Annotated in this window: 21 protein-coding genes and 1 pseudogene; 12 read left to right on the top strand and 10 right to left on the bottom strand. The window is 66.6% G+C overall.

The window, feature by feature from the left end; all coding sequences use genetic code 11:
• The 6 genes and pseudogenes from ABC728_RS03665 (at position 1) to ABC728_RS03640 (ending at position 6,413) form a co-directional block, all read left to right on the top strand.
• A complete protein-coding gene (locus tag ABC728_RS03665; RefSeq protein WP_416619579.1) occupies positions 1-2,373 on the top strand; it encodes a TonB-dependent receptor in 2,373 nt (790 codons plus the stop codon).
• Between the two features lie 7 nt (positions 2,374-2,380).
• Positions 2,381-3,286 carry an SDR family NAD(P)-dependent oxidoreductase gene (locus ABC728_RS03660; protein WP_416619580.1) on the top strand — a complete coding sequence of 302 codons (906 nt, stop codon included), beginning with the start codon at positions 2,381-2,383 and terminating at the stop codon, positions 3,284-3,286.
• Entirely contained in the window at positions 3,283-3,789 is a 507-nt protein-coding gene (locus ABC728_RS03655) for a nuclear transport factor 2 family protein (RefSeq protein WP_445376265.1), read from the top strand. The genes ABC728_RS03660 and ABC728_RS03655 overlap by 4 nt, the downstream gene beginning before the upstream one ends.
• A pseudogene (locus tag ABC728_RS03650) lies at positions 3,677-4,767 on the top strand (AMP-binding protein); the annotation flags it as partial. The gene ABC728_RS03655 and the pseudogene ABC728_RS03650, both read left to right, overlap by 113 nt.
• A gap of 45 nt (positions 4,768-4,812) precedes the next feature.
• Positions 4,813-5,253, top strand: a complete 441-nt coding sequence (locus ABC728_RS03645; RefSeq protein WP_445376326.1) for an AMP-binding enzyme — start codon at positions 4,813-4,815, stop codon at positions 5,251-5,253.
• A 242-nt stretch (positions 5,254-5,495) separates the two neighbouring features.
• Positions 5,496-6,413: a winged helix-turn-helix transcriptional regulator gene (locus ABC728_RS03640; RefSeq protein WP_416619582.1), complete on the top strand. Its 918-nt coding sequence runs from the start codon at positions 5,496-5,498 to the stop codon at positions 6,411-6,413.
• Positions 6,414-6,429: 16 nt separating this feature from the next.
• Here the strand turns inward: ABC728_RS03640 and ABC728_RS03635 are convergent, their stop codons facing one another.
• The 4 genes from ABC728_RS03635 to ABC728_RS03620 form a co-directional block, all read right to left on the bottom strand.
• The gene (locus tag ABC728_RS03635; RefSeq protein WP_416619583.1) at positions 6,430-6,726 is read right to left on the bottom strand and encodes a hypothetical protein; all 297 of its coding nucleotides are present in this window, start codon (positions 6,724-6,726) and stop codon (positions 6,430-6,432) included.
• 206 nt (positions 6,727-6,932) lie between these two features.
• The gene (locus ABC728_RS03630; RefSeq protein WP_416619584.1) at positions 6,933-7,250 is read right to left on the bottom strand and encodes a hypothetical protein; all 318 of its coding nucleotides are present in this window, start codon (positions 7,248-7,250) and stop codon (positions 6,933-6,935) included.
• 94 nt (positions 7,251-7,344) lie between these two features.
• Entirely contained in the window at positions 7,345-8,535 is a 1,191-nt protein-coding gene (locus tag ABC728_RS03625; RefSeq protein WP_416619585.1) for a M20 family metallopeptidase, read from the bottom strand.
• A 45-nt stretch (positions 8,536-8,580) separates the two neighbouring features.
• Positions 8,581-9,843 (bottom strand): Zn-dependent hydrolase, encoded by a 1,263-nt coding sequence (locus ABC728_RS03620; protein ID WP_416619586.1) that lies wholly within the window; start codon positions 9,841-9,843, stop codon positions 8,581-8,583.
• A 160-nt stretch (positions 9,844-10,003) separates the two neighbouring features.
• Here ABC728_RS03620 and xdhA point away from each other — a divergent pair, with 160 nt between their 5' ends.
• The 6 genes from xdhA to ABC728_RS03590 all read left to right on the top strand — a co-directional run bounded on the left by xdhA (position 10,004) and on the right by ABC728_RS03590 (position 17,726).
• Positions 10,004-11,506: a xanthine dehydrogenase small subunit gene (gene xdhA / locus ABC728_RS03615; RefSeq protein ID WP_416619587.1), complete on the top strand. Its 1,503-nt coding sequence runs from the start codon at positions 10,004-10,006 to the stop codon at positions 11,504-11,506.
• Positions 11,503-13,830 carry a xanthine dehydrogenase molybdopterin binding subunit gene (gene xdhB / locus ABC728_RS03610; protein ID WP_416619588.1) on the top strand — a complete coding sequence of 776 codons (2,328 nt, stop codon included), beginning with the start codon at positions 11,503-11,505 and terminating at the stop codon, positions 13,828-13,830. The genes xdhA and xdhB overlap by 4 nt, the downstream gene beginning before the upstream one ends.
• A complete protein-coding gene (gene xdhC, locus ABC728_RS03605; RefSeq protein ID WP_416619589.1) occupies positions 13,827-14,663 on the top strand; it encodes a xanthine dehydrogenase accessory protein XdhC in 837 nt (278 codons plus the stop codon). The genes xdhB and xdhC overlap by 4 nt, the downstream gene beginning before the upstream one ends.
• 199 nt (positions 14,664-14,862) lie before the next feature.
• Positions 14,863-15,246 (top strand): hypothetical protein, encoded by a 384-nt coding sequence (locus ABC728_RS03600; RefSeq protein WP_416619590.1) that lies wholly within the window; start codon positions 14,863-14,865, stop codon positions 15,244-15,246.
• Positions 15,247-15,467: 221 nt separating this feature from the next.
• Positions 15,468-15,851, top strand: coding sequence for a hypothetical protein (locus ABC728_RS03595; RefSeq protein WP_416619591.1), 384 nt, complete (start codon positions 15,468-15,470; stop codon positions 15,849-15,851).
• A 228-nt stretch (positions 15,852-16,079) separates the two neighbouring features.
• Complete coding sequence (locus ABC728_RS03590) at positions 16,080-17,726, top strand: alpha-glucosidase (protein ID WP_416619592.1); 1,647 nt, start codon at positions 16,080-16,082, stop codon at positions 17,724-17,726.
• A 32-nt stretch (positions 17,727-17,758) separates the two neighbouring features.
• On the opposite strand, the gene ABC728_RS03585 is transcribed toward ABC728_RS03590, so the two are convergent.
• The 6 genes from ABC728_RS03585 to ABC728_RS03560 all read right to left on the bottom strand — a co-directional run bounded on the left by ABC728_RS03585 (position 17,759) and on the right by ABC728_RS03560 (position 25,582).
• Complete coding sequence (locus ABC728_RS03585; RefSeq protein ID WP_416619593.1) at positions 17,759-19,045, bottom strand: virulence factor family protein; 1,287 nt, start codon at positions 19,043-19,045, stop codon at positions 17,759-17,761.
• Positions 19,042-21,633, bottom strand: coding sequence for a bifunctional lysylphosphatidylglycerol flippase/synthetase MprF (gene mprF, locus ABC728_RS03580; RefSeq protein ID WP_416619594.1), 2,592 nt, complete (start codon positions 21,631-21,633; stop codon positions 19,042-19,044). Before mprF ends, ABC728_RS03585 begins: the two co-directional genes overlap by 4 nt.
• Positions 21,634-21,871: 238 nt before the next feature.
• Entirely contained in the window at positions 21,872-22,984 is a 1,113-nt protein-coding gene (locus tag ABC728_RS03575; protein ID WP_416619595.1) for a 2OG-Fe(II) oxygenase family protein, read from the bottom strand.
• A 28-nt stretch (positions 22,985-23,012) separates the two neighbouring features.
• Complete coding sequence (locus ABC728_RS03570; protein ID WP_416619596.1) at positions 23,013-24,194, bottom strand: OpgC family protein; 1,182 nt, start codon at positions 24,192-24,194, stop codon at positions 23,013-23,015.
• 79 nt (positions 24,195-24,273) lie between these two features.
• Entirely contained in the window at positions 24,274-25,056 is a 783-nt protein-coding gene (locus ABC728_RS03565; protein ID WP_416619597.1) for an anti-sigma factor family protein, read from the bottom strand.
• Positions 25,046-25,582 (bottom strand): sigma-70 family RNA polymerase sigma factor, encoded by a 537-nt coding sequence (locus ABC728_RS03560; protein WP_416619598.1) that lies wholly within the window; start codon positions 25,580-25,582, stop codon positions 25,046-25,048. The genes ABC728_RS03565 and ABC728_RS03560 overlap by 11 nt, the downstream gene beginning before the upstream one ends.
• Positions 25,583-25,591 lie beyond the last annotated feature (9 nt).

The raw sequence follows: 25,591 nt of genomic DNA, 5'->3' as shown, positions 1-25,591 counted from the left end.
ATGAAGATGCACGCCGTTGCCGCGCTGGGCGTTTCCGCCGTCGCGCTGGCCGCCACGCCCGCCTTCGCGGCCGAGGAACAGGCCGCCGCCGCCGCATCGGGCGCCGGGTCGACCGGTATCCTGCTGGAGGAGATCATCGTCACGGCGCAGAAGCGCGAACAGTCGCTGAGCCAGGTGCCGATCTCCATCTCCGTGCTGGGCGGCGAGGCCCTGGCCGAAAAATCGGTCAGCAACCTGCAGGACATGGCCGTCACGGTGCCGAACTTCCAGATCACGAAGACCGGCCTGACGACACAGACCTTCATTCGCGGCATCGGGTCGGGCAACGACCCCGCCTTCGAGCAGTCGGTTGCCCAGTATGTCGATGGCATCAATTACGGCCGCGCCGCCCTGACGCGCGCACCGTTCTTCGATACGCAGCGGGTGGAAGTGCTGCGGGGCCCGCAATCGATCCTGTTCGGCAAGAATTCCACCGCGGGTGCGCTCAGCGTGATCGCGGCCCGGCCGACCGATTTCGTGCAGGCGGGGCTGACCACCACCTATACACCGGCCTTCGACCAGTTCGAGACGACGGCCTTCGTTTCCGGCCCCGTCGCCGATAACCTGTCGGCCCGTGTCGCTGTGCGCCATGCCAAGGGCGGCGGCTACGTCCGCAACCTGACCAAGGACAAGGACGAGCCGGACGGTGAGGACATCGCCGCCCGCGCCACGCTGCAATATGGTGGTGACGGGTTCAATTCCACCTTCAAGGTCGAATATTCCAAGTTTGATGTGACCGGCCGGGAACTGGAGGTCATCGCCGACAATGCCACACGCACGATACCGGCCGGCCCCACGGCCGGTCAGCCCCTGACCTTCGCCAGCGCGCTCGCCCTGCAGGGCCTGCCCGGCGTGCTGACGGATACCAGCTTCGATTTCAAGCGCCAATCCGATCTTTACGAAACGGACAGCACCAAGCTGTATAAAATCACCTGGGCGAACGATTTCGAGGTGGGTGACGCAGTCGTCAGCGCCATTACCGGTCTTGTCGATTATCAGCGCGCCTTCCATGTCGACCTGGACTTCACCGAGGCCAACATGCTGGGTGGCCTGACCGACGAATCCTTCCGCCAGATCAGCCAGGAACTGCGGCTGGCCTCGGCGGAGGACGGTACCTTCTCCTTCATCGGCGGCCTTTATTTCGAGCATAACAAGATCGATTACGCCGACGCGACGGAGTTCGGGCGCGATCTGGTCAGGTTGGGCTATGGCGCCATCGCCGATGTCAGCGCCGCGCGTACCTATCGCCAGTCCAGCACCACCTATGCCGCCTTCGGCCAGGTGACGGCCCGCGCCACCGACGATCTGCGCCTGATCGGCGGCCTTCGTCTCTCCCGCGATGAAAAGGAAGCCGCGCGCCGGGTGTTCGCCATTCAGGGCCAGGGTGCCCTGAACGGCACGCTGGTAACGTCGGCGGCCACCATCGCCACCCTGCAGGCGGGGCTGGGCTTCTCCCTGGACAATCCCGGCGGCGCCGGCCACGACATCAATGCCAGCCGCGGCCAGACCCGTCTGGTTCCCTCCGTCACGGTCGAATATGACGTGACGGACGACACGATGCTCTTCGCTTCCTACAAGGAAGGCTACAAGGGCGGTGGCTTCAACGTCCGCGCCAACAACAATGCGAATTTCGAGTTCGATGACGAAACAGTGGAAACCTGGGAAGCCGGCGTGCGCTCCAGCTTCCTGGGCAACCGCGGCTCGATGAGCCTGACGGCCTACCGCTCCACCTATTCCAACCTGCAGATCAGCCAGTTCGACGGCACGGTCGGCTTCAATGTCGGCAATGCCGGCCGCACGCGCGCACAGGGCGTGGAGGCAGAGGCGCGCTATGCGCTGGCCCCCGGCATTACCGCTGGAACGTCGGTATCCTATCTTGATTTCGAGTATCTGGAGTTCCGGCGCGGCAATTGCGCCTTCGGCGAGACGCCGGATGGCGACGTGGTCGGGGGCGTGCGCCTGTGCGATTATACAGGCCGGCGGGGACGGTTCACGCCCAAGCTGAACCTGATGGGCAATCTGACCGTCAACCAGCCGCTGACCGACACGATCGACCTGCGCAGCGGCCTGGACGTGTCCTATCGCAGCAGCCATCAGGTTCACGACAATCTCGACCCGCTGGGCCAGGTGAAGGGGTATACGCTGGTCGACATGCGCATCGGCATCGGCACCGACACCTGGGATCTGGCCGTGCTGGGCAAGAACCTGCTGGACAAGCACTACCTGACCTATTCGGCCAACGTGCCCTTCGCATCGTCGGTCGGAGCCAATACGCAATATGCATCTGTCGCCCGCGGCCGGGCGATTTCGTTGCAGGCGAGCCTGAAATATTGAGCCGGCGATGAAAGCGCTCAAATTCTATGCCCGTTTCCTGCCCTCCTTCACAGCCATCGGCTTCGTGGCGCGCGGGCTGTCCCGCCGCCCCGTGCGGGCGGATTTTTCCGGCCAGACCTGGATGGTCACCGGTGCGACGGGCGGTATCGGGCGGGCCGTCGCCCTGGCCGCGGCGGCGGCCGGGGCTCATGTCATCGCCGTCGGCCGCCGCCCTGCGCTGCTGGAGGCGCTGGCCGCATCGGCAACGGGCACCATCACCCCGGTTGCGGCCGACCTGTCTTTGGTCGCCCGCAACCGGGAACTGGCCGAACGGCATCCGGAAATCGATGTCCTGGTCAATAATGTCGGGATTCTCGATACCGGATACCACCGGACGGAAGAAGGCTTCAGCCGCATGTACGCCACCAACCTGCTGGGCCATTTCGCCCTGACGGAAGGGTTGCTGGCCCGGGGCAGACTGCGGCGCGGTACGGTCATCAATGTCACCTCGGGCGGGGCTTACAATGCCCCGCTGAACCTGCCGGGGCTGGACGCGCGGGAAGCCGATTTTAACGGCTTCGCCGCCTATGCCTCGCAGAAACGGGCGCAGATCGCCCTGGCCGACCATTGGAATGCAGCGGTTCCGGGGCTGCGTGCCTATACGATGCATCCCGGCTGGGTTCGCACCGATGGGGTGCGTTCCGCCCTGCCCTGGATGGATCGCTGGATCGGCGCCGTCCTGCGCACGACGGCGCAAGGTGCTGACACGATCCTGTGGCTGGCGGCAACGCAGCCCCCGCCCCAGGCGGATGTCATCTGGTTCGACCGTGCGCCCCGGCCGGCGCACATGTTCGCCACGACCCGCGAGGCGAAGACGACGATCCCGGCCCTGGCGGCGCGGTTGCAGCATGATATGGAAGGGGTGACGGGATGAGCGGCGATGATCTTGTCGAAGCGATCTTCACTGCCTGGCGGGCGGGCCGGATTGAGGAGATCGTTGGCCTTTTCACGCCGGACGCCGTCTGGCATTTCTCCGCTGCCACCAAGCCGCCGGCCATCGGTCACGCTGCCATCCGCGATTTCCTTCTCCGCTATTCCGGCATGAGCCGGGAGAACCGCCTGCGCCTGTTACGCCAGGTGCGACAGGGGGATACGATCTTTTTCGAGGCGGTGGAGGATTTCACCACCGTCCAGGGACGTGACGTGAAGGTTCCTTATGCGGGCTGCATCACGCTGCGCGACGGGCTGATCGCGGATTGGCGCGACTATTTCGACCGGGGCCTGATCGATGGGCAGATCCAGGGCACGGCCGTCCTGCCCGATTATGCGATGCCGTTGCTGGACGATACCTTCCCCGTCCCGGCCCCTTCCCCCCTCCCCCGTGGAAGGTGGACGGGTCGGCGACATCATCCTGACGGCCCTGGCCCGCTTTGGTGACCGGATTGCCTTCATCGACGGGGACCGGCAGGTCAGCTATGGCAGCCTGGGCCGGCGGATCGCCCAGGCGCTGGCGGCCTTCACCCGGCTGGGGCTTGAGCCCGGCGATACGGTCGCCCAGATATCGGCCAACAGTCCCGACATGTATGCGGTCATGGCTGCCGCCTATATCGGTGGCTACCGCTCGCTGACCCTGCATCCACTGGCCGGGCGCGATGACCAGCAATTCATCCTGGCCGATGCCGGGGCCGGCATCCTGATTGCGGATGCGGCACATGCGGCCCGCGCGCGCGAACTGTCGGTTACCGGCTTGCGGCTGCTGGGCCATGAGGCGGCGGGCGGGCTGGATGGTTTCTGGATGCCGGACGATGGGAATACCGCCCTGCCCGCCCAGGCAAAGGGTGGGGCGGAAACCATCGTGCGACTGGCCTATACGGGCGGGACGACGGGCCGGCCCAAGGGTGTGATGCTGTCCAACCGGGCGTTGGTCGCCAACACCATGATGGCGCTGGCCGGCATCCCCTGGCCGTCGGACGATATCCGCTTCCTCTGTCCGGCTCCCCTTTCGCATGGGGCCGGTTCCCTTATTCTGCCGACGCTGGCACGGGGGGGACGATCATTCTGCAGCAGGGGTTCGAGCCGGAGCGGTTCTGCGCGGCCCTGGAACGGTACAGGGCGAATGTCACCTGGCTGGTCCCGACCATGATCATCGGCCTGCTGGACGATGCCGTCGCCGCATGCCGCGATTTTTCCAGCCTGCGAACCCTGGTCTGGTCGGGCGCGCCCATGGCGCCGGACCGCGTCCGCCAGGCGATCGATCGGTTCGGGCCGGTCCTGGTGCAATGCTATGGCCAGACAGAGGCGCCGAACACGGTTCTAACCCTGGCGGGCACCGATCAGGCACGCAAGCCCATGGCGGCCGGCCGGCCCTTCCCCGGCCTGGAAGTGGCGCTGCTGGACGAGGATGGACAGCCCGTTCCCGCCGGCACTGCGGGGGAGATCTGCGTCAGGGGCCCCTTGGTGATGAGCGGTTACTGGCGGATGCCGGATGCCACGCGGGACGCTTTCGCCCATGGCTGGCTGCATACGGGTGACATCGGCCGGATCGACGCCGATGGTGACTGGCACGTCATCGACCGCAAGAAGGAAATGGTCATTTCCGGCGGTTTCAATGTGTTCCCGCGGGAGGTGGAGGACGTGCTGACCGCCCAGCCCGGCGTCGCCGCGGCCTGCGTCTTCGGCGTGCCGCATGACAAATGGGGGGAAGCGGTGGTGGCCCTGGTTGTGCCCGCCCCCGGTGCCAGCCCGGTGGCAGACGACCTGATCCGGGCTGTCCGGGATGCCAAGGGGCCGGTGCAGGCGCCCAAGCTGATCGAGTTTTCAGCTTCCATCCCCCAGACGGGGTTGGGCAAGCCGGACCGGAAGGCCCTGCGGCTGGCCTTCGCCGACAGGATGCGGGCATAGGGCCCCCGGGGGGCGGCAGCCCCGTTTCCCGCTTGCTACCGCTTGTCGTGACCTTGCACTCTTTACCTTGGGAAGGATCGACAGCGGGCCGGGGCACATGATATGGCCTGCCGTCAGTATCCGGAGTGTTACCGCTCCGGACCGGGAAGATGGATAGACGATGTTCCGGGCGGTCGCCGTGGTCTCGCCAGACCGCCCGAAAGGGAGCCGTTGTGACAGGTGATGTGTCGAGCAGGGCACTGGTGACCGGCAATCCGGTCGCACTTGCGCATGCCGTTTTCGGCGATGCGTGGAGCCAGCTTATCCTGCGCGAAGCTTTTTTCGGTGTCCGACGCTTTAACGAGTGGAGCGAGAGCCTGCGCGTTCCGCGCAGTGTGCTGTCGCAACGGCTGACCCACCTGTGCGAGGTGGGGATCATGGCATCCGTCGTTCCGCCCGGTCGCAAGCGGGCGGAATATGTCCTGACCCCCATGGGTCTGGACCTGTTCGGCGCAGCACTCATCCAGGGCCAGTGGGAACGCAAGTTCGCGCCCTCGGCCATGCAGGAGCGCTATTCCCTCACCTTCTTCAATGCCCTGACCGGCAATGTGGTCGAACCGGTCGTGCTGGACCGGGAACAGGGCAACCCGATCGGCATCGATGATGTCATCTATGCCATCGGCCCCGGCCTCGTGGAGCGGCCCCCACCTCCCCTGCGGCGTGCGGCGGTGGCCCGTGTGCAACTCGAACGCCCGATGATCGAGCGGTCGGTGACCATCGTCGGCGATTACTGGACCTGGTCCATCGTGGCCTGTGCCTTCCTGCGATTCCGGCGGTTCGATGCATTGCTGGAGGCCACGGGCATGGCGCCCAACATGCTTTCCGACCGTTTGGGCCGTCTGGTGGATTTCGGCCTGCTGCGGAAAAGCCAGTACCAGTCAAGCCCGGCACGCCACGAGTATCGGCTGACCGATGTGGGGCTGGCGCTGCATCCGCTCGTACTGGCCATCCATGGCTGGAGCGAGCGCTGGCTGTGCAATTTCGACGACCCGCCCGTGCGGCTGATCCGGCGCAGCACGGGGGAGCGGATCACCCCCGTGGTCTGTGACCGGACCACAGGCAAGGTCATCAGCGCGAAAAAGACGGGCTGGCGGATGGAAGCACCGGTCCGCGTGCGGTGAGCCCATCGCGGGCCCGTCATCCCTGCGCGCGTTTCCGGCGCGTTTCCCAGCCCTTCCGGGCCGCGGCGGACCGTTTCTCGTGGCTTTGGCTGGACCCGCCGCGACGACCGCCTTTCCGGGAGGATTCATGGGTGTCCGGATGGCCGCGGCCTGAGCCGGACTTGTTGCCGCCGCCGGATTCCTTGTTCACCGTGGCCCAGGCCCGCCGCTCGGCCTCCTCATGGCTGACGCCGCGTTCCTCATAGCTTTCCGCTATATGGTCGGCCTTGCGCTTCTGCTTGTCCGTATAGCTGGATTTGTCGCCGCGGGGCATTGCATCCTCCGTCGCTGGCTGTATGGAACGCAGGCAGCCAGGCAAACCCTTTCACGCCTGCGCATGCCCTTGAACGCCAACCGGACGCCATTGTTCCCCAGCCGCGTCCCCGGGCAGCGGCTGTCCTGAAAGGTTGCCCGTCCGTTGGCAGGGCATCGGCACCCGCCGCCTCTGCCGCCATGATTGATCATCATCCCGCCCCCTGATCAGAACGGTGCGGTCGCCGTGAACCAGACACGCGGGTCGGACGTGCTGCCGTCCGGGTTCAGCCGCAACGCAAGCCCGCCATCCAGCACATAGCCGGCATCGATGACGCCGAACAGGTCCAGCCCACGGGCCATTCCCTCCGTGACGGGGCGGTGCAGTTCAAGGTTGGCCGGGAGCCTGCTGTCGCCCGATCCCTCGCTGACGGGATCGGCAGGCACGCCCGCGGGACCGCCGAGGGGGAATTGTTCCGAACTGTCCAGGTTTGTGCTGCTCCATTGCCCTGCCAGGGCACCGCGCAGGAAGAAGTGCCTGATCACGCCGTATTTGGGCCGACAATTTGGTGAAATCGCCATCGGTGTGGGCCGTCGCCGCGTCGATGGCGGCATCCTGTCGGCTGCTGTACGCGCCTTTTCAACGTGTCATCGCCCGCCGGGCGAGGGCCCGATCAGGCTTACCCGGCAGCCCCAATGTCCGTTCCACCAGTCCTTCCAGGATCGCGGTGGTGGCCAGAAGCTGGTCCAGGGGCACGAACTCGTTCGCACGATGTCCCTGCCAGCCGGCGCCAGGGCCGAAATTCACGATCTCGATCCCGTCATCGGCGAAATAGCGGCCGTCGCTTGCCCCCGTATCCGGCAGGAAACGGGCCGGGGTTCCCGTCACCGCAGCGATGGATGCGCACAGGGCCGTGACCAGCGGCCCGTCATGCGGCGCGCGAAAGCCGTTGGTGCCCGTCAGCAGCCGGCAGGACAGGTTATCCGCCTCCGGATGGGCCTTGACCAGTGCTTCGATCTCCGCGAAGGCGGTTTCCACCTTCTCTTCCGGCAGCAGACGGCGATCGATTTCCACCCGCGCGGCACCGGGGACGACGTTGGTATTCTCGCCACCGCGGAAAAGACCGACATTCAGGGTCGATCGCTGCTCCCCCGATACTCGTGCCCGGAGCCGGCCCGTCATCTCGGCATCGACATGGGTGACAAGCCGCATCAGGCGCAGGATGGCGTTGTCGCCTTCCTGCGGGTTGCCCGCATGGGCTGACCGACCGCGCGCGGACAGTTCCACCCACATCACCCCGCGTTCGGCCGTGATCAACTGGTTTTCCGTCTGCGTGCCCACGACCAGCATGTCGGGCTTCACGACCCCGCTTTCGCGCAGATAGCGGGCGCCGTCGGGCCCCAGATTCTCCTCATCCCCGCAAAAGGTGAAGACCAGACGGCCCCGCGCCGGTCCCCCACGGCGTGCGACCTCATCGGCCAGCCAGAGCTGGGCCGCCATGGACCCCTTGCAATTGCCCGCACCCAGCCCGTGGACACGGCCGTCGATGATCGTGGCGGCCAGGGGGTCGGTCTGCCAGGCCGACCGCTCCCCGATGCCCACGGTATCGGCATGGGCGTTGAACATCAGGCAGGGGCCGGGCGCGGGCCCATCCCATTCCGCCACGACATTCGCAATCTCCGGCCGGTCACGGTGCAGGACCTGCACACGGTAGCCCGCCTTCTCCAGCCGGTCGGCGGCATAGGCCGCGATGGCGACCGTGTCGCCCGGTGGAAAGGCGGACGGAATGGCGATCAGGTCTGACAGGATGGACAGGACGGGATGGGTCATGGGCTCCTGGCGGGCGGATGGGGTCGGTTGCAAGGGTCGCTCGGCCTATCGGGCCAGCCGGTACAATGTCTCCGCCAGCACCGCGGCACCGGCATGGCAATGGCCGGGGGAGGCATATTCCACCTCGTTATGGCTGATCCCGTCACGGCAGGGGATGAAGATCATGCCGGTGGGGCAGCGCGGCGCCATGAACTTGGCATCGTGGTTGGCGCCCGATGGCATGTCCATATGGCTGTAGCCAAGGCCGACGGCCGCCGCGCGCACGGCATCGATGACGGCAGGATCGAAATCGACAGGGGACGTGGTGGATGTCTCCTTCACCGCCACGGTGCAGGGGGCGGCCAGTGCCTGGATCAGTGGCGTGATCGCGTCGCCACGCGCCTTCACCATCGCGGCGTCGGGATGGCGGAAATCGATGGTGAAGATCACCTTGCCAGGCACCGTGTTGGGGGAACCGGGCAGCACCTCGAACCGGCCGAAGGTGCAGCGGACGATGTCATCTGGATCGGCCATCAGGTCGTTCAGGGCCGACACCATGCGCAGGGCCGCCTGAAATGCATCCTTGCGGGCGCCGTGCGGGGTGGTGCCGGCATGGGCCTCCTGCCCTGTCACCTCCACCTGGAACCAGCGGCTTCCCTGGATGCCGGATACGACGCCGATGGTCCGGTCCTCCGCCTCCAGACGCGGCCCCTGCTCGATATGCGCCTCCACATAGGCGGCGGCGGGTCCGCCGAACGGGCGGACGGGCATGGCGGGGGCCAGCGCCAGGGTCTGCGCCAGCGCGTCGCGCACGGTTACGCCCTGCGGATCGGTGCAGCCCAGCACCATCTCCAGGTCCATCTTGCCGGCGAACAGCGCCGATCCCATGCAATAGGGCTGGAAGCGGGACCCTTCCTCGTTGGTCCAGGCCACGACCTCGACCGGATGCCGCGTGGGCAGGCCCGCATCCTCCAGCGCCTCCAGCACCTCGAACCCGGCCAGAACACCATAAACACCATCGTAGCGGCCCCCGGTGGGCTGGCTGTCCAGATGGCTGCCCGTCATCACGGGCGCCAGCGCCGGATCGCTGCCGGCGCGGCGGACGTAAAGATTGCCGATCCCATCGGTTTCCACCGAAAAGCCGCGCGCGGCCGCCCAGGAGGCCAGCAGGGCACGGGCCAGCCCGTCTTCCCGCGACAGGGCCGGCCGGTTGACGCCACCCTTCACCGTCGCCCCGATCCGCCCCATATCCGCCAGACGTTGCGCCAGCCTTTCCTGGCGGACATGGCCGGCGATAGTGCCGAAGGCGGGGGCGGCGAGCATGGTCATGCTGGTGTTCCCTGGTGGTGGGTGCCGGGGCCTGCGGTACTGCGTCGGCGGATGCCTGCTGCCCCGCTAAAATGTTGCACTGCGTCAAACTTCTGTAAAGCGGCTTGACAGGCGGCAATTCCTGATTTGCGATACTGTCTTTGGGAACGAATGGAACACCATGCCCGAAAGCATCCGCTTTGTTCACAAAGGACAGGTCCGGCACCTGTCCGGCTTCGCCCCGACCCGCACCGTGCTGGACTTCCTGCGCGAGGATTTAGGACGGCGCGGCACGAAGGAGGGATGCAACGAAGGGGATTGCGGCGCCTGCACGATCGTTCTGGGTAGCGCGGAGGGGGGGCGTGTGCGCTATCGCACGGTCAATGCCTGCATCCTGTTCCTGTCCGCCCTGGACGGCAAGGAACTGGTGACGGTGGAGGATCTGGCGGCACCCGATGGCACGTTGCATCCGGTACAGCAGGCCATGGTGGACAGCCATGGCAGCCAATGCGGCTTCTGTACGCCGGGCTTCGTCATGTCGCTGTTCGCGCTTTACCATGAAGACAGGGCCCCCGACCGCCGGCGCATTGATACGGCCCTGGCCGGCAACCTGTGCCGCTGCACCGGCTATCGCCCCATCGTGGAGGCGGCGGTCAATGCGGGGTGCGGCCGGGACGGCTTCGATGCGGATCAGGCGCAAACCCTTGCCTTGCTGCGTTCCATCACCCGCGACCGGACGCTTTCGCCACCCGGGGCCGGCCTGCACGTCCCGGCCAGCGCCGACCAGTTGGCCGACCTGCTGCTGACCCATCCCGATGCCACCCTGGTGGCCGGTGGCACCGATGTAGGGCTGTGGGTGACCAAGCAGTTCCGCGATCTGGGTACGATCATCCATATTGGCGGCATCGCAGACCTGTCACGCATCGACAGGCAGAGGGACAGGCAGGGGGACTGGATCGATATCGGCGCCGTGGCGACCATCACGGACGTGGCGGCAGCCCTTTCCCCACTCCATCCCGACCTGGACAGCCTGTTCCGCCGCTACGGATCGGAACAGGTGCGCAATTCCGCGACGATGGGCGGCAATATCGCGAATGCCTCTCCCATCGGCGACACTATGCCCGTGCTGATCGCCCTGGGCGCCCGTCTGCGGCTGCGCCGGGGTGGGGAGGTGCGGGAGATGCCGCTGGAGGATTTCTTCCTGGCCTATCGCCGCACGGCACTGCGCTCGGGGGAATTCGTGGCCGGCATCCGCATCCCTGTCCCGAAACCCGGCCGGCTGTTCGCCTGCTACAAGATTTCCAAACGCTTCGATCAGGATATCTCCGCCGTCATGGCCGGTTTCGGACTGGATGTCCGCGGTGGCGTGGTGGTGGAGGCCAGGTTGGCCTTCGGCGGCATGGCCGGCACACCGAAACGGGCAGCGGCGGCAGAGGCGGCCCTGACCGGCCGGCCTTTCGACCCGGCCGCCGCCCAGGCGGCGGCGGCCGCGCTGGCCACCGATTTCCAGCCTTTGTCTGACATGCGGGCCAGCGCCGCATATCGGCTGGCCGTCGCAGGCAACCTGATCACGAAATTCCAGATGGAGCAGGACCGGATGGGGCCCGGGCGCCCCGTCATGGCGACGCGGGTGACCGACTTCACCCTGGGCGCGCCCCCCAGGGTGGGGGGAAGTCCGGCATGAGCCGCCCTCCGCCCCCCACCACCGCTGTCCCCTTCCCCGCCGTCCATCGGGAGATCATGCACGACAGCGCCCACCTGCATGTCACAGGGGCCGCGCGCTATACCGATGACATGCCGGATCCCGCCGGCCTGCTGCATGTGGCCATCGGGCAGAGTGCCAAGGCCCATGCCCGCATCCTGTCGATGAACCTTTCGGCCGTCTCCGCCTTTCCCGGCGTGGTCGCGGTGCTGACGGCGCGGGACGTGCCGGGCCGGAACGATGTCGGTCCCGTCCTGCCGGATGATCCGATCTTCGCCGAGGGGCTGGTTGAATATGTCGGACAGAGCCTGTTCGCCGTGGCGGCGGAAACCCGACAGGCCGCCCGTGCCGCCGCCCGTCTGGCCCGCGTCGTCTACGAGGAACGGCCGGCCCTGGTGACCATCGCCGACGCGCGCAAGGCAGACAGCCATGTCCTGCCTCCGCGGCGGCTGGAACGCGGCGACCCGGACGGGGCCATCACGGGTGCGCCGCATCGCCTGGCGGGCCGGCTGGCCATGGGCGGGCAGGATCATTTCTATCTGGAGGGCCAGGTCTCGCTGGCGACACCGGGAGAGGATGGCGACATGCACATCCTCTGTTCCACCCAGCACCCGTCGGAGGTGCAGCATCTGGTGGCCCGCGCACTCGGCCGGCCGGACCATGCCGTGACCGTGGAGGTCCGGCGCATGGGCGGCGGCTTCGGTGGCAAGGAGACGCAGGCCAGCCTGTTCGCCGCCGTCGCGGCACTTGTCGCCGACCGCACGGGCCGGGCCGCCAAGCTGCGCCTTGATCGCGACGACGACATGGTCATGACCGGCAAGCGGCATGATTTCGAGGTGGGATACCAGGTCGGCTTCGATGATGCCGGCCGCATCCTGGGCCTGGACATCACGCTGGAAAGCCGGTGCGGCATGTCGGCCGACCTGTCGGGCGCCATCAACGACCGTGCCATGTTTCATTGCGACAATTGTTATTTCCTGCCTGCGGTTCGCATCACATCCTATCGCTACAAGACCCATACCGTGTCCAACACGGCCTTTCGCGGGTTTGGCGGGCCACAGGGCATGCTGGCCATCGAACAGGTGATCGACGATGTGGCCCGCCATCTGGGGCGTGACCCGCTGACCGTCCGCTGGGCCAATTTCTATGGCGGGCCGGGACGGGACCTCACCCCCTATGGCATGCAGGTGACGGACTTCATCGCGCCGGACATCATCGACCGGTTGGAGGCATCCAGCCGTTACCGGGAGCGGCGGGCGGCCATCGCCGCCTTCAACGCGGCCAGCCCGGTGCTGAAGCGCGGCATTGCGCTGACCCCCGTGAAATTCGGCATTTCCTTCACCACCAGCTTCCTGAACCAGGCGGGCGCACTGGTGCATCTCTATGCCGATGGTTCCGTCATGCTGAACCATGGCGGTACGGAGATGGGCCAGGGGCTGTTCACGAAGGTGGCGCAGGTGGTGGCCGATGTCTTCGGCATCGGGCTGAAAGGGGTCAGGATCACCGCCACCCGCACCGACAAGGTACCCAACACATCCGCCACCGCCGCGTCTGCCGGTGCCGACATGAACGGCATGGCCGCCTTCAATGCCGCCCGCACCATCCGCGACCGGCTGGCCGCGTTCCTGGCATCCCGCTGGGAGGTGGCGGTGGAAGACCTGTGCTTCGCCGATGACCGTGTAACAGCAGGTGACAGGACCATGGATTTCGCCGATCTGGCGCGGCAGGCCTATCTGGCCCGCCTCTCCCTGTCGGCCACGGGCTTCTATGCGACACCGAAGATCGAGGTGGACAAGGAAACCCTGATCGGGCGCCCCTTCTACTATTTCGCCTATGGTGCCGCCGTGTCGGAAGTGGTGATCGACACCACCACGGGAGAGAACAAGCTGCTGGCCGTGGACATCCTGCATGATTGCGGTACATCGCTCAACCCGGCGCTGGATCGCGGGCAGGTGGAGGGCGGGTTCATCCAGGGCATGGGCTGGCTGACCATGGAGGAACTGGTATTCGACGCCCAGGGCCACTTGCGCACCCATGCGCCCAGCACCTACAAGATCCCCGGCTGCGGCGATGTGCCGGCGCATTTCAGGGTGGAATTGATCAACCGGCCCAACCCGGAAGAAACGATCCACAGGTCGAAGGCCGTTGGTGAGCCCCCTCTCATGCTGGCCATCTCCACCTTCCAGGCCATCCGGGATGCCGTCGCGGCGGCGGGGGGCGGCGGCCCGGTGATGCTTGATGCGCCGGCCACGCCGGAACGCATCCTGATGGCTGTGCAGGCACGCCGGAACCCGGGGGCGCCATGAACGGCGCGTGGATCACGGCACTGGCAGAATGTGACCGCCTGGGCCATCCGGCTGTTCTGGTCACAATGCTGGATGCCGCCGGCTCCACCCCGCGGGCCGCCGGCACGAAGATGCTGGTGACGGCGGACGGGCTGGCCGGTACGATCGGCGGCGGCGCACTGGAATTCACCGCCATCGAAACGGCTCGCGCCCTGCTGGATGGCGATGTAACGGAATTACGGACGGAAACCTATCCGCTGGGGCCCCGGCTGGGCCAATGCTGCGGCGGGCGTGTCAGCCTGCTGTATGAGCCTTTGTATCCGCCCCGGTTGCGCATCGGTCTGTTCGGGGCAGGGCATGTGGCCAAGGCGCTGGTGACGCTGCTGGGGACCCTGCCGGCCCGTGTCACCTGGGTCGACAGCAGGCCGGACCTGTTCCCGGCCACGGTCCCGGCCAATGTGACGGCCTGCGTGGCGGCGGCACCGGAAAGCCTGCTGGTGCCGGGGTTCAGCCATATCCTGATCATGACGCATGACCATGCGCTGGATTATCGGCTGACGGTCGCCGCGCTGCGCCTTTCGGACCAGCCGTTTGTCGGCGTCATCGGATCGCAGACAAAGCGGGCACGCTTCGCCAGCCGGCTGGCCGTCGCCGGCCAGGATGCGGCACGGCTGGTCTGTCCCATCGGCCTGCCCGGCCTGACGGGCAAGCATCCGGGGGAAATCGCCGTGGCCGTGGCGGCGCAGATCCTGTCGAGCCCGCAGCCCGTCCCTTCCCCTCCTTTGTCCGCCCCCCTTCCCCTGCCCGCCGGTTGTGGCGGTTGCGACGGGCGGTGCGATGGAAAAGGGATATGAATTGATGGCGTTACAAAAAATTGTTTCCATCGAAAAACGCATGGATAGAGGCCTGTACGTAATGGAATTACCGATCTAGACTTGCAGATATAAACCCACTGCCGGCACGTACCGGTGGTGAAAATCCGTGGGGGAAGCGAACGAACAAGGCAATCATGACGGTGGCGCCGCCGCTGCTGTCCGGCTTTGTGAGGACGCGATGAAGAAGCTCATTTCCGCCCTGATCCTCTCCACCCTGGCCCTGTTCACCAGCCCTGCCCTTGCCGATATCGCCGCCCTGAACCAGGCCTGCGGCGGACTGCCCGATGCACCGGCGCGTGTCGCCGGCAACAGTGCCGATGATGATGCCATGCGCCGGTACGGTGCCGAGATGCGTGATTACACGGGCCGGCTCATGGCCTACCTCACCTGTCTGGACGAACATCCGGTGTCGGATACGGCGCTTGCCTCCGCAAGCTATCGCCGCGATGTCATCAATCATCGCCGGCAGGTCGCCGACCGGCTGGAGCAGGATGTCAGTAATTTCAACGCCGAACTGCGGCGCTTCAAATCCCGTCAGGCCCAGATCGCGTCCGTCGATTGATGCCGTCCGATGATCGGCCATGCGAATGGCGCATGGCCGATTCCCATGCCAACGGTGTCAGTTAACCATCAAAAATGCTTCCGTTGCATCGCAACATAACTATACTGCGACGCACAAGAACACGGTTTCGGCACCGACCCGGACCTTATGAAAGGGAGCGAACGTACAAGGCCCGAAATGCCGGTGGCATCCCGCCCCGCTTCAGCTTTGTGAGTATCGCTATGAAGAAGCTCTATTCCGCCCTGTTGCTTTCCGCTCTGGCCCTGCTGGCCGCCGGCCAGTCCCAGGCGGCCCACCCCGCCGTCAAGCGGGCCTGCGGTCAGGCTCCTGCCGCACCGGGTCTGATTGATGGCAAAAGCGCCACCGAACAATCCATGCGCCTGGTGGCCGGCTCCGTCCGCGGTTTCGCCGACGAGTCGCTGAAGTATCTGACCTGCCTGGACAATCAGCCCATTTCCACCGCCTATATGGCGCAGCCTTCCTTCCGCGCCGCCCTGGCCGCCCACCGCGAGGAAGTGGCCGACAAGCTCGAAGTGACGGTCAACGCCTATAACAGCCAGCTCCGTTCCTTCAAGTCGCAGCAGGCCCAGGTCGCCCAGAACTGATCCCCGCCCCTTTCGGGGGTCGGCCAGGCCGGCAGATGAACCGGTCCGGTGCCCTTGGGTGCCGGGCCGGTTTTGCATTTGCCGCCCCCTGTTGCGTGGCACCAACCACTAAATACGTATGCGTCGCAGCGCAGCATGCCCGCGCATACGTATGTGAGGAATATCCGTCCGGCGCAGCCAAATCTACCATGCCCCGACAACAAGCGCTGTGTCCGGGGGGAAGTTCAAATGACGATGGCGGCGGAAACGGGTCGGGCCGGCGGGCTCTCCGGACAGGGAGAGGGCGTGTCCCCGCCCTGGTGGCAGGGCGCCGTCATCTACCACATCTATCCCCGCAGCTTTGCCGACAGCAATGGTGACGGCGTCGGTGACCTTCAGGGCTTGCTGGCGCGACTGGACCATGTGGCCGGGCTGGGGGCAGACGCCGTCTGGATTTCCCCTTTCTTCAAGTCCCCTATGGATGATTTCGGATACGATATTTCCGATTATTGCGATGTCGATCCCATCTTCGGGTCGATGGCGGACTGCGATGCGGTGATTGCCAGGGCCCATGCGCTTGGCCTGAAAATCATCATCGATCAGGTCTATTCCCACACATCCATCGAGCACCCCTGGTTCCAGGAAAGCCGCCGCGACAGGTCCAATCCCAGGGCGGACTGGTATGTCTGGCACGATGCCAGGCCCGATGGCACGCCGCCCAACAACTGGCAGTCCGTGTTCGGCGGGCCGGCCTGGACCTGGGATGCCCGCCGCCGGCAATATTTCATGCATAATTTCCTGTCCACCCAGCCCGACCTCAACCTGCACCATCCGGCAGTACAGGCGGCGATCAAGGATGTGGCGCGGTTCTGGATGGACAGGGGCGTGGACGGGCTGCGCATCGACGCCGCCAATTTCTTCATGCATGACCGCAGCTTCCGCGACAATCCGGTGAACCGGGAGGCGACGGCCCCCAAGCGGCCCTATGAGTTCCAGCAGCAGATCCACAATATCTCCCAGCCTGAGAATCTGGCCTTCATCGAGGATCTGCGCCGCCTGCTGGATCTTTATCCCGACCGGTTCATGGTAGCCGAACTGGGGGAGGCGCCGTTCGACATGGTGGCCGATTATACGGTGCCCGGCCGGCGCTGCCATACGGCCTATAATTTCTCCTTCCTGTACCAGAAAAGCCTGGATGCCGGCCTGCCGCGCCGGATCATCGGAGGCTGGAATCAGGCGGCGGGCGGTGCCTGGCCGTCCTGGACCTTCTCCAACCACGATGCCCCGCGCGCCCTGTCGCGCTGGGGTGGGGATGTGCCGCCTCCCGCCCTGGCCCGGTGCCTGAACACGCTGCTGCTCTGCCTGCCGGGTTCCGTCTTCCTTTATTACGGGGAGGAATTGGGCCTGCCGCAGGCGCGTGTGGCGTTCGAGGATCTGGTCGATCCCGAGGCCATCGCCAACTGGCCCCATACATTGGGCCGTGATGGCGCACGCACGCCCATGCCCTGGACCAGCCAGCCTCCCCATGGCGGGTTCACGTCCGGCCGGCCCTGGCTGCCCCTGGACCCCAGGCATCTGGCGCTCGCCGTCGATGTGCAAGCACCAGACCCCGACAGCACGATGAATGTCACGCGCCGGCTGCTGGCCTGCCGGCGGGCCGAACCTGCCCTGCGTCTGGGAGACATCCGGTTCCACCCACCATCGGACCCTGTGCTGGCGTTCGAGCGGGGATATGCCGGCACGGACCTACTGGTCGTGGTCAACCTGTCCGACACGGCCCAGCCGCACGGGATCGGCGACCCCGCGGCGTGGCATGTGCTGGAGGGCATCAATGGCGCCGATCTGTCCGGTACCGGCCTGCCGGCCTATGGCGCCCTAATCGCGCGCCGCTTGTAGGTGTCACGGCCGGCCGGCGCGGTTACCCGCCGTCACCTTTCCACAGCGGGCGCAGTGGCCAGCCGTTGTGCCAGCCGGTCCAGGATATGCTGTGCCAGGGCGTCATAGTCGCCATCGAAATGATGTCCGCCCGGCGTGGTCACAACGGATACACCCCGGCCACCCAGGCTGTCGCAGATCGCATCCCCATCGTCCCGCCCCTGGAAACATTGCAGCATTGCGGGATCGATCCGCTCCAGATCGGGCCGTACAGGCTGTGCCCTGTCTGTCTTCGCTGACAGGAAACTCCCCACCGTGACCTCGAAATCGGCACTGGCGGACAGGGCCAGCAGGGATATCTGTGCCACATGGGTCCGATCTTCGGGCGGCAGCAGGTTGTACAGCGCCGGCATCACGTCGGCCCCGAAGGAATAGCCGACCAGCACGACCCTGTCGATGCCCCAGGCTGCCCGGTAATGGCGGATCAGGCGCGACAGGTCGGCGGCGCTGTCGGCCGGTGATTTCCAGGTCCAGTAATAGCGCAGCATGTCCAGGCCCACGGTGGGCACGCCGTGGGCTGCCAGATACTCGGCAATGCTCTTGTCCAGGTCCCGCCAGCCGCCATCCCCGGAATAGACGATGGCCAGCGTATTCCGGTCCGCTGCTGCCGGCAGTTCCGTCACCGGCAGGTCGGCCAGTTCGGCTTCCGTCCCCGATGGCGCGTCGGCCCGTTCCGACAGGGCCCGGAACAAGCCACCCTGCCCGTCACCCGTGCCCGTCGGCAGGCGGGTGACGGGCGCCCCCAGATGATCGTCACCCGTATTGCAGATGGGCCGCCCCAGGGCGGGGACGGGATCAACCACAATCGCGCCGCCCAGGACGGCCGGTGTGGCGCTTTCTGCGATACGTGCGGCCAGATCGCCGCCCGCCCCGACACCGGCCAGGATGGGCAGGCGGTACCGCGGCAGGCTCAGGGCGCGCTGTATCTCATGCGACAGATGCTGCACCCGCCATTGCGGATCGACACAGTCGCCCGCCGCCTTGGACAGAAGCGGCAGGGCTGCCTTGACATCGATCCCGACCACCGTGATCCCCGCGCCGGACAGCTGTTCGGCCAGGGTGGCCGCGTTGCTGTCCCAGCCGTCCAGGCCGGAGAAAAGGAAGACCACGGCGCGGCTGTCACCCTGGGCCGGCACCAGATGCGGCGGCCCCAGCAGGGGGTCGGCGATCAGGGTGGCCCGCAACCTGTCGGCGTCGGGATTTCTGTAAAGCGTTGCCGCAACGGCCAGCAGGACGAGACCCAGGACCAGCCCGCCGGATATCAGCAGTCGCCATTTCATTTGCGCACCACGCCCCACAGGCCGCCGCCGATCAGCATCGTGATGTCGGCCAGCGCCAGCATCGGATTGAGCCCGCCAGGCACGGCCATGTATCTGGCCTCCCAGTCCGGTCCGAACTTGGACTTGAAAGCCCGCAGCCCGGCGAAATTGTAAAACCGGTCCCCGCGTTCGTAAACGGCCCGCCCGACCTGCTGCCACAGGCCGACTGCACTGGCCGACAGGCCCGACAATGGCGCCATGCCCAGGTTGAAGCGCCGGTAGCCGGCCGCCTTGAAATGCAAGATCAGCTTCAACATCAGATATTCCATGGTTGCCGGAGGTGCCGCGGCGGAAAAGCGCATCAGGTCGATGCCCGCCTCTTCCGTCATCCCCGTCAGCATCAGGCTGGCAAAGGCCACGATCCGGCCTTCATGGCGGATCACCGCGACGGGACGCAACAAAAGATAGTCGGGAATGAAGGCCCCCAGCGAGAACCGCTTTTCCCGGACGTTATGGGCCGCCATCCATTCATCGGACACGGCGCGCAACGCCTCCATGATGGCCGGCACGCCTTCGGGCGGGACCAGGGCGAATTCCAGGCCCGACTTTTCGCAGCGGTTGTAGCCGTTGCGGAGATTGGCGCGTTTCGCTCCCTTCAATTCAAAGTGGGCCAGATCCACCTGTGCCTCTTCCCCCAACTTGAAGGCGACCAGCCCGGCATCGGCGTAAAGTGCCAGGTTGTCCGGTGCGACCTGATAGAAGACGGCCCGGCCGCCCACGGCCCGCGCCATTTCCACGAACCGCCAGATGAGGGGGGGCCAGGCCTCCTGCGGGCCGACCGGATCGGACAGCGCAATCCAGGAGCGGCCATGCCGCGCATACATGATGAAAGCCGATCCATCCTCCGCGAACAGCAGGCTCTTGTCGCCCAGCAGGGCCAGTTGTGCCCCGGGGCGCGGTTGTGCATCCACGATGGCCAGGGCGCGGGCCCGGTCCGCGGCGTCGGGCGGGCTTTCCGGCTTCAGCCGTGCCGGACGCAGCAGCACCCAGGTGGCACCGACCCCGGCCAGCAGCGTCACCCCCAGCAGGGCACGCAGGCCGCGCGGTGCCTCCGCGGAGAATTCGAACCGCCACCAAAGGTCATGGACATAGGCAATGTCCTTGTAAACGAAGAACAGGATGGCCAGCGCGGAGATCAGCAGCAGGCCCATGGCCACCAGCCAGGGTGGCGTCAGGGACTGGTGCAGCAGGGATGTATGACGTGTGAATTCCCGCCGCGTGATCAGCAACAGGATCAGCAGCAAGGTCAGCAGCAGCATCTCGGTCAGGGCCAGTGCCTTGGCCAGCGCGAGGAAGATCGCCACGGGCACGATGCAGACAGCCGCCCACCATGCGCCATCCAGGCGATAGGTGATGCCGCGCGCCGCCACGAACAGGACCAGACCCAGGACCGACGACAGGAAATGCGCCGCCTCAAGCAAGGGTAACGGCATCCAGCCGGCCAGCAACGCCAGGCGGGTGTCATCGGCCGGCGTCACGCCGGAAAAGACCAGCATGGCGGACAATAGCAGCGTGAGCGCCCCCAGCACGGGCGGTGCCAGTCTGGCACCGGCCTGTACCGCCCGGCTCGACGCCACAACCAGTGCCACACGCCGCGTTTCCAGCAACCCCACCAGCAGGCCCGCCAGCAGCAACGGCACCACATGGTAGATGATGCGATAGAGCAGCAGCGCCCCCAGCACCTGTTCGGTATCCGCCCGTCCGGCCAATGCCGCCAGCACGATCGTCTCGAACACACCCAGCCCGGCCGGAACATGGCTGAGGACCCCCAGCCCCACGGCCACGGCATAGATGGCGATGAAAGCCGGCAACCCGACGCCGGTGGCGGGCAGCAGCACCCACAGCACCGTGCCGGCCGCCGCGATATCGACCAGCGTGGCGGCGAACTGTACCAGCAGCAGGCGCGGCCGGGGCAAATCCACCCGCCAGCGGCCCAGGGGCAGGCTGGCATGCCGGCCGGCCAGCACAAGTAACCCTGCCAGCACCAGCAGGCCCGCGGCCCCGGCGGCATGCCCCAGCCAGCCGGGCAGGCTCAGGCCCGTCACATCGCCCGCTACCAGCAATCCCAGCGCCGTCACCCCGGCAACGCCCAGGCCGAAGGTCGCCGTGACGAAGCCGACGATCCGCGCCACCTCCTCCGGCTCCAGCCCGTGCGGGGTATAGAAGCGATACCGGATCGCCCCGGCCGTCAGCGGCCCAAAACCGACCGTGTTGCCCACGGCATAGGCACAGAAGGAGGTGAGGCCGACAACCGGATACGGCACCCTGCGGCCCACATAGGCCAGGGCCGTCCAATCATAAAGCGTCAGTGCCAGAAAGCTGACGCCGGTGGCCGCCAGGGCCAGGCCGATGGCCCAGAGCGGCGTGGCCCGAAGGGCCACGACCACTTCCGCATATGAAATCTCGGCGGCCAGCCGCGACAGGGCTGTCCAGGCCAGGGCCGCCACGGCCAGGATGACCAGCCCCGTCAGCCCGCCCTTCACCCAGGTCCGCCAGGGCATGGCCGCACCGTCTTCCGTCACGCTTTCCATCATGGCACCGCCCGTCACCGCGGGAGCGCCCTGGGCCCGGCGGCCGGCACGGGTGCCGGCCGGGGTCTGGCATTCCCGTTCTTCCCAACGGTGTCATCTGCCAAGATCGGTCCGGCCGCAAGGGGCTTGCAATGATCCTTTGGACAGGTTGGAAACGGCCTGCGACCTGGAATATACCGGCGGGCGGCATTTCCCGCCGCAGGCCTGGCGTTTCCCGGCGGGGAACGGCCAGGACGGGGTTCCGGGAAAGGCGGGGTCAGCCCCCGGGAAGGGGGGCCGGCGTCGCCGGCGGTTTGGATTGTGCCTGATAGCGTGCGCTGCCGTCGCCCAGATAACGGACATTCTCCTCCCGCTGCTTCGCCCCCTCCTCATCATAAAGGAATGGCAGGAAGGCATAGCGCGTGCCGCTGGTCACCGGCATGGCGCCATGCAGCAGGGAGCAGGAGAAGACCACGGCCCCGCCTGTGGGCGGGCGGTAGGAACGGCTGCCGAACTCCGGGAAATGCAGATCACCGCCTTCGAACGCCTCTGCATTCAGGTTGATGCTGACGGCCAGCCGGCGATGCGCCGTGGCGCGGGTCGTATTGTCCCGGTGCGGGCTGAAAAAGCCCTGATCGTCACCGTCGTAGCAGGCGACGATATAGCGTTCCATGCGGGTGACCCGGAACTGCAGGGACCGCGCGATGACGGGCAGCAACCGGCGTTCGATCCGCTGACGCGCGGCGATACGGGTCTTCTCGTCCTGGATGTCCATGTCACGCCGACGTTTGAAACCATGGTCGATGATGCCCACGGTCTTGCCACCGACATCGCGCATGAAGCCCGAGTCCGTACCGCCATCCTGCCTGTACAGTGCGATCAGGTACTGGCAGAAGGCCGGTTCGAAGATGTCAGGCACGATCAGGACAGGGGCCAGCCCCTCGGTTGTGGCGGACCCCGCCGTCCGCTGCGCGGCTTCCGCCAGCAGGGACGGGCCGTCATCCAGCGGGCCGCGCCGCACAACGCGGAGCATGGGGTCGATCAGGATGAAGCCCCCCTCCCGGTCGACGCCGTAAAGCCGCCGGATCTGGCCCTGGCCATCCTCGAACAGGTTGAGGGCCGGGAAACGATCACGCAAGACCCCGATATCCGCCGGTCCGACCACGCCGAAGCAGGCCAGCCTGCCCACCGGCCGGCCGGCCGCAAGCTTCCCCATCATTTCGATGGATAGCATGGATCGTGCCCGGTCGACCCCCGGAAAGAACAGCACGATATGCCGGCCCCCCATGCTGCCAAGCTGGAACTGCGGGTTGCCGCCGCAGGGGGCGACGAACAAGGGGGCGGGCTCACCGGGACCGGGACGGTCGGTGTCGGGAAGCAGGAAGTCCATGATGCTTCAGGCCTTCAGATACGGAATGTCATGACAGGGCGCTATCCCGCCGGGCCGGCTGCAGGCTGACTGGCAGCCACAGCCCCTGGCGAAGGGCAACAGGTTGAGACAGGTTGCCGGCGCGCCATTCCTTCAGCAGGGCCAGCGCCACCAGCAGCGACGCTCCACCGAGATTGACCAGCAGGACCCGGGCCCAGGACGGATCGGGCCATAACACCAGCGCGCAGTAACCAACGAAACTGAGAATGGCGCCGGCAGCGAAGACCGGCAGCGGCTGCCGGCCCATCAGCGTCAGCGGCACCAGCCAAGGCTGGCGCAGCCAGGCGGCGTCCCGGGAGATGAACCGCTGTACCAGATGGGCCAGGGCCAGAATGTGGAGCAGGCGCTGCCAGGCGAGGTCGTTCTTGGCCCCCAGCGGCATCTCCCCTTCCATGGGGAAGCCGAACGTGATGCCCAGATGGCGCCATGGGGTCGCTGCCACGAGACCGGCCAGCACCCACAGGATGGCGGCCGCGTCCAGCAACCGGTGCCGGGGCCAGGACCAGCCCCGCCGGGCGCCAAGGCCGATTATCATGCCGATACAGAACAGCAATTGCCAGGCCAGCGGGTTGAACATCCAGCCCTGTCCGTCGAAGCCGGACGGCAGGTTCCGGCCCGTCACCTGCACCATCAGCCACAGCAGCAGCGAGGGCACCAGCACCAGGGCCGGGTGCCGGCCGGCCAGCGGCAGCAGGAAGGCGCTGAACAGCACCAGCGGCACATAGGTGGCCAGGATGTCGGCATATCCGGGCAGATATGACAGGGCGAACATGGCCGGCAGGGCCGCCACCGTATTGTCGATCAAGGGGGTGATGCCCAGGTGCCACAGCACGGCACGGTTGTCCGTCACCGCGAAGGCGAAGGCCCCGCCGGCCGCCAGCGCCATGGCCAGCAGCAGATAGGTGCGGTACAGCCGGAAGGAGCGCGAGGCCAGCCGGGCAGCCAGCGTCACCCAGCCATGCCTGGCCTGGTAATTGGCATAGCCGATGGCCAGGGACACACCGGCCAGCAGCATGAACACTTCCGCCGCATCGGAAAAGCCCAGCCAGCCCCAGGTCAGGTAGCGTGCCGGATTGGTCGGAATATGGTTGATGAAGATGGCCAGCAGCGCCAGACCCCGCAGCATATCGATGCGCAGGTCGCGGGCTTGCGATGGCGGGTTCTTCGACATGGGCGCTTGGGTCTTTGCGGCTGTTGACCCTTGAAGAACGTGCGCCCTTCCACTTTCATCCCGGCAAGGGATGCGTTTTTCACAGACCCGGGTCGTCGGCAACGCCGTCGATGGTCGCCACCAGCTTGTCGAGCGCGATGGGCAGGCTGCTGGACACCACCACCAGCGCGAAATCCTCATTGCGCCAGTAGCCCACCTCCATCCCTTCATATTCGGCCAGCGTGGGCCGGTGGGGGGCCAGGGTTTCGTCGGCGTTCAGGGACAGGGTCATGTGCCGCCCCAGCGCATCCTCGTAGAAAAGCTGACCCATGGGGCCCTGCTCGCTGTCGATGACCCGCGCACCGACCAGTTCCAGGCCGATAAGGTGCAGTTCGGGAATGGTCACCGCTTCTCCCAGGCGGGCTGACAGCCAGTGACGGATATCGTCCGGCCGCTTTCCGGACAGATCGGCGGAAACAGCGGTATCATTCCCGAAATCGCCATGCAGGTTGGCGGCCTCCTGCGCATAGGCCGGCAGGCCCGCGAAGACGGGAAGGCGCAGCAGGTCGTTCGCCCCCCAGCCGACCGCGACCATCAGGATCATGGCCGCGACGCGCGCCATGCGGCGGCGCCAGAGACCGCGGCGCAGACCCCGTTCCAGCGCCTGCACCAGCGGGGCCGGCAGACGCGGCCGGTCGGGCTCCGCCCGCGCCGCGACCAGCGCGAGCTGCTGCTCGGCATAGCGTGCCAGGCGCTCATGTTCCTCGGGCCGGACGGCCAGCCATTCACGCACCGCGGCCTCCCGTGACGGGTCCAAGGCCCCATCCAGGAAAGCATGCAGGTCGCTTTCCTCGATCCCGTCTCGCTGTTCGTCACCCATCATGGCGCCCCCCCTTCACCATTTTGAGAACCGGCTTCTCCACCCCCTCCAGTGCCTGCCGCAAGGCCTCGCGCCCCCGCGAGATGCGGGACATGAAGGTTCCCACCGGGATGCCCAGCCGGGTGGCGGCCTCCTCGTACCGCAGGTCCTCCACGGCGACCAGCAGGATGGCCTGGCGTTGTGCTTCCGGCAGCTTGTCCAGCGCCGCCAGCACCCGGCCCGCCTCCACCCGCGCCAACTGGTCGGGCTCCCGCGCACCGTCGCTGCCCTCATCCGCGTCGGCGATGATCCGCTGGTGAACCTGCTGCCGGCGCCGCCGGCTGATATGGCAGGTGTAAAGAATGCGGAACAGCCAGGCGCGCAGGTCGGTTCCCGGCTGCCATTGCGCGGCCGATGCCACCGCCTTGGTCAGGCAGTCCTGTAGAAGGTCCTCCGCCTCGTCCGACGCGCGCGTCAGCACGAAGGCGTAGCGGCGCAGCGCTGCCAGGTGCGAGGTCAGTTGCTGGTTGAACGGGTCGTCACTCATCATGATGCCGGC

Source organism: Niveispirillum fermenti, assembly GCF_052474395.1.
The sequence above is the reverse complement of the archived record's forward strand: the minus strand, read 5'-3'. Positions and strand labels throughout refer to the sequence as shown.

Coding starts and splice junctions, on each gene's coding strand:
- ABC728_RS03620 (WP_416619586.1), bottom strand. CDS start 9,843: ATGACCATGCTCGCCGCCCCCGCCTTCGGCACTATCGCCGGCCATGTC.
- ABC728_RS03570 (WP_416619596.1), bottom strand. CDS start 24,194: ATGTCGAAGAACCCGCCATCGCAAGCCCGCGACCTGCGCATCGATATG.
- ABC728_RS03655 (WP_445376265.1), top strand. CDS start 3,283: ATGAGCGGCGATGATCTTGTCGAAGCGATCTTCACTGCCTGGCGGGCG.
- ABC728_RS03560 (WP_416619598.1), bottom strand. CDS start 25,582: ATGATGAGTGACGACCCGTTCAACCAGCAACTGACCTCGCACCTGGCA.
- xdhA (WP_416619587.1), top strand. CDS start 10,004: ATGCCCGAAAGCATCCGCTTTGTTCACAAAGGACAGGTCCGGCACCTG.
- ABC728_RS03645 (WP_445376326.1), top strand. CDS start 4,813: ATGAGCGGTTACTGGCGGATGCCGGATGCCACGCGGGACGCTTTCGCC.
- ABC728_RS03595 (WP_416619591.1), top strand. CDS start 15,468: ATGAAGAAGCTCTATTCCGCCCTGTTGCTTTCCGCTCTGGCCCTGCTG.
- ABC728_RS03635 (WP_416619583.1), bottom strand. CDS start 6,726: ATGCCCCGCGGCGACAAATCCAGCTATACGGACAAGCAGAAGCGCAAG.
- ABC728_RS03565 (WP_416619597.1), bottom strand. CDS start 25,056: ATGATGGGTGACGAACAGCGAGACGGGATCGAGGAAAGCGACCTGCAT.
- ABC728_RS03600 (WP_416619590.1), top strand. CDS start 14,863: ATGAAGAAGCTCATTTCCGCCCTGATCCTCTCCACCCTGGCCCTGTTC.
- ABC728_RS03625 (WP_416619585.1), bottom strand. CDS start 8,535: ATGACCCATCCCGTCCTGTCCATCCTGTCAGACCTGATCGCCATTCCG.
- ABC728_RS03575 (WP_416619595.1), bottom strand. CDS start 22,984: ATGGACTTCCTGCTTCCCGACACCGACCGTCCCGGTCCCGGTGAGCCC.
- ABC728_RS03665 (WP_416619579.1), top strand. CDS start 1: ATGAAGATGCACGCCGTTGCCGCGCTGGGCGTTTCCGCCGTCGCGCTG.
- xdhC (WP_416619589.1), top strand. CDS start 13,827: ATGAACGGCGCGTGGATCACGGCACTGGCAGAATGTGACCGCCTGGGC.
- ABC728_RS03590 (WP_416619592.1), top strand. CDS start 16,080: ATGACGATGGCGGCGGAAACGGGTCGGGCCGGCGGGCTCTCCGGACAG.
- xdhB (WP_416619588.1), top strand. CDS start 11,503: ATGAGCCGCCCTCCGCCCCCCACCACCGCTGTCCCCTTCCCCGCCGTC.
- ABC728_RS03660 (WP_416619580.1), top strand. CDS start 2,381: ATGAAAGCGCTCAAATTCTATGCCCGTTTCCTGCCCTCCTTCACAGCC.
- ABC728_RS03585 (WP_416619593.1), bottom strand. CDS start 19,045: ATGAAATGGCGACTGCTGATATCCGGCGGGCTGGTCCTGGGTCTCGTC.